The following is a 5218-nucleotide window of genomic DNA, read 5'->3' on the forward strand; positions in this document are numbered from 1 at the left end:
ATGCTGCCGTTGGTCGGCAGGCCGGGCGAGCGGGCCGCCCTGACCGCCGAGGGCTACTACGAGAGCTACCACGCGGTGGCCGGTCCCACCTGGCGCAACGAGGTGGACGCAGGTATCGGCCTCGAGATCGGCGGCTACCGCGCCGATCGCCGCCTCGACCGCGTCACCGCCCCGGTGCTGGTGCAGATCGCCGACTTCGACCGCGCCGCCCCGCCGCGCGCCGCCGCCGAAGCGGCGTTCGCCGCGCGCGCCGAGGTCAGGCACTATCCCTGCGACCACTTCGATGTCTTCGCCGGCCACCATTGGTTCGAACCGGCCGTCGACGACCAGATCCGTTTCCTCACCCGCGCACTCGCAACCGCGCCGACAGCGACGGCACGGCCCGAGCGGGCGGCACCGGGGGCCTGACGCCCTGCCCGCCCGACGGCGGGGCCCGGCGGTCACCGCGCCGCGCTGTCCTCCAGTTCCTGCCCCTCGGCGAGGCGGTACTCGAAGGTGCGGGGCGGGCGGACCCACAGCGTGCCGCCGCCCGCGGTGACGCCCTGGGCCTTGAGTTCGCGTTTGAGGATCTTGTTGGTGGCCGTGGCGGGCAGATCGCTGTCGATGCGCACGTAGCGCGGCCACGCCTTCGGTGACAGGTCGGGCTGGGCGCGCAGGAAGGCGGCGAACTCCTCAGGCGTGAGAACGGCGTTGTCGCTCAATACGATCGCGGCCATCACCGCGTCGCCGACCTGTTCGTCGGGCACCCCGTAGACGGCGACGCGGTTCAGCGCGGGCAGGCGCTGCAACACCCGCTCGATCGGACCGGCCGCCAGGTTCTCCCCGTCCACCCGCATCCAGTCCGCCGTGCGGCCTGCCAGGTAGATGAAACCGTCGGCGTCCTTGTAGGCCAGGTCGCCGGACCAGTACATGCCGTCGCGCAACCGGTCGGAGGTGGACTGCTCGTCGTTGTAGTACCCGGCGAACAGGCCTGCGCCCTGGGTGTTCACCAGTTCGCCGATGGCGGCGTCGGCATTGGTCAGCCCACCGGTGTCTTCTAAGCGGGCGGGCGGGCTCTCGACTCCGGTGTCCGGGTCGTAGACGGCGACCCCGGGGAAGCCCTTGCCGATGGAGCCGGGCGGGGTGGGGCCCTCGCGGGTGATGATGATCGCGGCCTCGGTGGAGCCGAAACCGTCCCAGACCGTGCAGCCGAAACGCTCGGAGAACTCGGCGATGTCGCGGTCGGTGGCCTCGTTGCCGAACGCCACCCGCAGCGGGTTGTCCGCGTCGTCGGGCCGTGGCTCGGTGGCCAGAATGTAGGCCAGCGGCTTGCCCACGTAGTTCATGTAGGTGGCGCCGTAGCGGCGGATGTCGGCCAGGAAGGTCGAGGCGGAGAACTTGGCGGGCACCATGGCCGCCCCGCTGGTCATCGCCACGCACACCCCGCCGAGGATGGCCGCCGAATGGAACAGCGGCATGGACAGATAACAGATGTCCCGCGGCCCGATCCCGAAGCGGTTCACCAGCGGCGGGCCCGCGAAGGGCACCATCATGTGCGCCAGCCGGACGGCCTTCGGATTGCCGCTGGTGCCTGAGGTGAAGATGAGCATGAACGGGTCCATCGGGCCGGGCACGGTGAGCGGATCGAGCTCTCCCGCGCCCGCGACCAGGTCCGCCCATTCCGGCGCGGAGGTGTCGATCACCAGCACGCCGGGCAGTTCCAGCCCGGCCAGCAATTCGCGATGCGCGGCGTCGGTCAGCACGATCTGCACATCGGCGCGCGCGATGTCCTCGGCCAGCGCGCTGCCCCGGCGGGTGTCGTTCAATCCGACCGTCACGTACCCGCCGAGCGCGCTCGCGGCCAGCGCGAACAGCATCTCCGGGGTGTTGCCGAGCAGGGCGCCCACATGCGGCGGCCGTTGCCGGTCCAGCACGGCCAGCACCGCCGCGGCCCGCCGCTTGCCGCCGTCGACGTACTCACGCCAGGTCCAGCGGCTGTCCTCGTACGCGACGGCGAGATGATCGTCGTCCGCGAGGGCGTGCAGAAGTGCGGTGACTGTATCGGCCATGCCGAGAATCTAGAACGCGTTCTCGACAGACGGATGCGGATTCGCGGAAATGCCCCGAAGTCGACCTTCGGGGCATTTCCGGCGCATTCGCATCCCCGGCGAGCACCGGGAAAGGATCTGTGGGACGAACCGGGGACAGGCTCAGCCCTGCGGGTTGGCCTTGCGATAGGCCTCGACGACCTTGGCGGGCACCCGGCCGCGGCTGGACACCTGGAGTCCCTCGGCCAGCGCCCATTTGCGGATGGCCAGCGCCTGGTCGGGCTGCTCGCCCTCGCGCCGCGCCTTGGGCGCGGTCTTGACCCCCGCCGACCTGCCCACCTTCCTGGCGTAGGGCGTCCACTGGGCGAAGGTCTTGCGCAACTGTTCGGCATTCGACGCGGCGAGGTCGAGTTCGTAGTGCACACCGTCGAGAGCGAACGCGACGGTCTCGTCCGCGACGGAGGTTCCGTCGATGTCGTCGACGAGCAGCACTGTCACCTTGCGGGCCATCAATTCCCCTTACCTGGACACGAATGAGCAAAGGACACAAGCGTAGCCAGAGTCACCTGCCCTCTTCCACTCGGAAGAGGGCAGGGGCACACGGGGTCTGCCGATGGCGGCCGTGCCGAGCGACCGGGTCAGACCCGGGCCGAGGCCGCGCTCGCGCCGAGGGCGTCGAAGATCGATTCGCGGATCGGTCGCCAGCGCACCCCGAGTTCGGCGATCGTGCGCGAGTCGTCGGTCGGCGTGGCGGCGGTCAGCAACCAGGCGGCCTCGTAGCTCAGGCCCGCACTGATGGGGGTCAGCCGCGAGATCAGATCGCTCATCCGGCCGATGCCGCGGAACATGCCCGGGGACAGCGGAATCCGCCGGATCCGCTTGCCGCCCGCCTGCTCGAGCAGGTCGACGATCTCGTCGAAGGTGAGCAGGTGGCCGCCCGCCAGGTAGCGGCGCGGCCCCCGGCCCGGCTCCATGATCGCCGCGTGCACGGCCGCGACGTCGCGCACGTCCACCATCTGCATCCCGCCCTCGACGCTCGGGGCGAAACCGCTGCGCAGCATGACCGACCAGCCGTCGGCGGTGATCCCGGCCTGCGGGCCGAGGGCGGGGCCGACGACCGAGGACGGGTAGGTGATCACCACCGGCGCGCCCGCCGCCTGCAGGGCCCGCGCGATACGGTCGGCGGTGGACTTGGTGCGGCCGTAGGCGCTGCGTCCCGGCGCGGTCGGGCTGTCGGGGGTGATGACCGGGTCGGGGCACGGGAACAGCGCGCTGTAGCTGGCGACGTGCACGATCGGGTCGAGGCCGAGCTTGGTGGCCTCGGCCAGGATGCGGCCGGTCGCCTCGACATTGACCTCCCACATCAGCGCCTCGCGCCGGTCGTCGGTGCCGACCACGCCCGCCGCGTGCAGCAGCGCGTCGCAGCCGTCGAGCAGGTCGGCGATGACCTGCTTGTCCCTGATGTCCCCGGTGAGGGTCTCGATCCGGTCGGCTCCCGCCGGGAACAGGGCGAGCACCGCGGCCACGTCCTCGCTGGGATGGACCAGCAGCCGCACCGAATGTCCCTCGGCGAGCAGGGCGGCGACGGTGTGCGCCCCCAGGTAGCCGGTGCCTCCGGTGACCGCGATCAGCACGGCGGCACCTTCCACGACAGTCGCATCCTGACCTCTTTCCTCCTCGGATCGGGGCGGGACCGCCCCACGCCGCGGCGCGACGCGCGACAATCGACGCTCACGATCACCGAACCATAATCGATACCACTGGCATCGTAATACCGATGGGGCAGCCGGATGACGACATCGGCCCATGACGAACCACCGCCGCGCGCCGCGGGCAGGCCACGCGACCGCACGATCGAGCACCGGGTCCTGCCCGCCGTGCGGGAACTGCTGATAGAGGAGGGCTACGACGATCTGAGCGTGCGCGCCGTGGCCGCCCGCGCCGGTGTCGGCCGCGCCAGCATCCAGCGCCGCTGGACGAGCAAACCGGAACTGGTCCTGCACGCCGTGCTCGGCGAGGTCCCCGATCTGACCCCCTTCGCCGGCGCCGACCGCCGCGGCTGGGTGGAATGGGTGCTGCGCGGCAGCCGGGAACTGTTCGCCCGGCCCGAGGTCAGAGCCGCGGTGCCCGGACTGCTCACCGCCCTCGATCGCGATCCCGCGCTGCGCAAGCGGTTGTGGTCGGGGTTCAGCGGACCGGCGGCGGCACTGCTCGCACCCGAGGGACTCGACGCGGAAGCCGCCGAACTGCACGCCCGTGCGCTCATCGCGCTGGCGGCGGGCTCGGCGCTGTTCCTCGAACTGGTCGCCGACGACGACAACGGAGCCATCCACGCCCACATCAGCGGGCTCATCCTGGCGGCCACCGACGAGGCCGCGAGCCGTTGCGCCGGGACCGGTGGGACCGACACCCCCTGACCCGACGAGACCACCGCCCCCCGAGGTGGGGACGGTGGTCTCGTGATCGGTCCGTGCCGTCGGCGCGAGACATCGTGCGGCGTAGCGGACCGCCCCTACGCCGATGCCGTGCGGTGCGCTCGGATCAGTGCACCGCGCCGCGCCGCCCGGTGACCAGGCGGACCAGGAACAGCAGGATCACCGCGCCGCCGAGGCAGGTGAAGAAGCTGAACCACAGACCGCCGCCCTCGACGTCGACACCGAACAGCTTGAGCAGGAATCCGCCGAGCAGACCGCCGACGATACCGACCACGATGTTCAGCAGGATGCCCTGCTGAGCGTCGGTCTTCATGAGCTTGCTGGCAATCCAACCGGCGAGTCCTCCGATGATGATCCAGCCGATGATTCCGAGACCAAGCATCACTTCTCCTATCCTCGAGCAATGCACGCCCGACGGCGTGCGGTGCCGAGGTAATACCCGGGCCCTACCGGACAAACCTGCCTAGGCCATCGAGATCGACGCGATGAGTGTTTTGCCGGTGTGGCTGCGAGTGGCGATGGATTGCAGGAAGGTCTTCGGCTGCTCGTCGGGGTACTGCTGGGTCAGCCGCACCTCCCACCGGGTCAGTCCGTCCGGCGAGGGACTGCCCTCGACCCTGGTGATGTGCACGCAGTAGCGGGTGCCGACCGGCACCTGGTCGATGCCGCGCTGGATCTGGTCGGTATCGTCGGCGGTCTGCTCGGCGGATTCCTGCTCAAGCTGTTCGGTGTCGACGTCGAGGGCGGCGGTCTGTG

6 protein-coding genes and 2 pseudogenes are annotated in these 5218 nt (G+C 70.6%); 3 read left to right on the forward strand and 5 right to left on the reverse strand.

All coding sequences use genetic code 11. From position 1 onward, the window contains the following. Nucleotides 1-408 (forward strand): annotated as a pseudogene (locus QH283_RS04015) (alpha/beta hydrolase); the annotation flags it as partial. Nucleotides 409-440: 32 nt separating this feature from the next. Here QH283_RS04015 and fadD1 read toward each other — a convergent pair. The 3 genes from fadD1 to QH283_RS04030 all read right to left on the reverse strand — a co-directional run bounded on the left by fadD1 (nt 441) and on the right by QH283_RS04030 (nt 3661). After that, the gene (gene fadD1 / locus QH283_RS04020; protein WP_280501667.1) at nt 441-2048 is read right to left on the reverse strand and encodes a fatty-acid--CoA ligase FadD1; all 1608 of its coding nucleotides are present in this window, start codon (nt 2046-2048) and stop codon (nt 441-443) included. Between the two features lie 141 nt (nt 2049-2189). Next, the gene (locus tag QH283_RS04025; protein ID WP_280501668.1) at nt 2190-2537 is read right to left on the reverse strand and encodes a histone-like nucleoid-structuring protein Lsr2; all 348 of its coding nucleotides are present in this window, start codon (nt 2535-2537) and stop codon (nt 2190-2192) included. Nucleotides 2538-2665: 128 nt separating this feature from the next. Then, the gene (locus QH283_RS04030) at nt 2666-3661 is read right to left on the reverse strand and encodes an NAD-dependent epimerase/dehydratase family protein (protein ID WP_280501672.1); all 996 of its coding nucleotides are present in this window, start codon (nt 3659-3661) and stop codon (nt 2666-2668) included. A gap of 156 nt (nt 3662-3817) precedes the next feature. On the opposite strand from QH283_RS04030, the gene QH283_RS04035 reads away from it, so the two are divergent. Then, the gene (locus QH283_RS04035; protein ID WP_280501669.1) at nt 3818-4444 is read left to right on the forward strand and encodes a TetR/AcrR family transcriptional regulator; all 627 of its coding nucleotides are present in this window, start codon (nt 3818-3820) and stop codon (nt 4442-4444) included. A gap of 124 nt (nt 4445-4568) precedes the next feature. Here the strand turns inward: QH283_RS04035 and QH283_RS04040 are convergent, their stop codons facing one another. Continuing rightward, the gene (locus tag QH283_RS04040) at nt 4569-4844 is read right to left on the reverse strand and encodes a GlsB/YeaQ/YmgE family stress response membrane protein (RefSeq protein WP_280501670.1); all 276 of its coding nucleotides are present in this window, start codon (nt 4842-4844) and stop codon (nt 4569-4571) included. A gap of 81 nt (nt 4845-4925) precedes the next feature. Further along, nucleotides 4926-5093 (reverse strand): hypothetical protein, encoded by a 168-nt coding sequence (locus QH283_RS04045; protein ID WP_280501671.1) that lies wholly within the window; start codon nt 5091-5093, stop codon nt 4926-4928. A 45-nt stretch (nt 5094-5138) separates the two neighbouring features. Between QH283_RS04045 and QH283_RS04050 the strand changes: the two are divergent. Beyond that, nucleotides 5139-5218 (forward strand): annotated as a pseudogene (locus QH283_RS04050) (GlsB/YeaQ/YmgE family stress response membrane protein); the annotation flags it as partial.

Origin of the sequence: Nocardia farcinica, from assembly GCF_029867845.1 — a bacterium.
Lineage (GTDB): Bacteria > Actinomycetota > Actinomycetes > Mycobacteriales > Mycobacteriaceae > Nocardia > Nocardia farcinica_A.

Coding starts and splice junctions, on each gene's coding strand:
- fadD1 (WP_280501667.1), bottom strand. CDS start 2,048: ATGGCCGATACAGTCACCGCACTTCTGCACGCCCTCGCGGACGACGAT.
- QH283_RS04025 (WP_280501668.1), bottom strand. CDS start 2,537: ATGGCCCGCAAGGTGACAGTGCTGCTCGTCGACGACATCGACGGAACC.
- QH283_RS04035 (WP_280501669.1), top strand. CDS start 3,818: ATGACGACATCGGCCCATGACGAACCACCGCCGCGCGCCGCGGGCAGG.
- QH283_RS04040 (WP_280501670.1), bottom strand. CDS start 4,844: ATGCTTGGTCTCGGAATCATCGGCTGGATCATCATCGGAGGACTCGCC.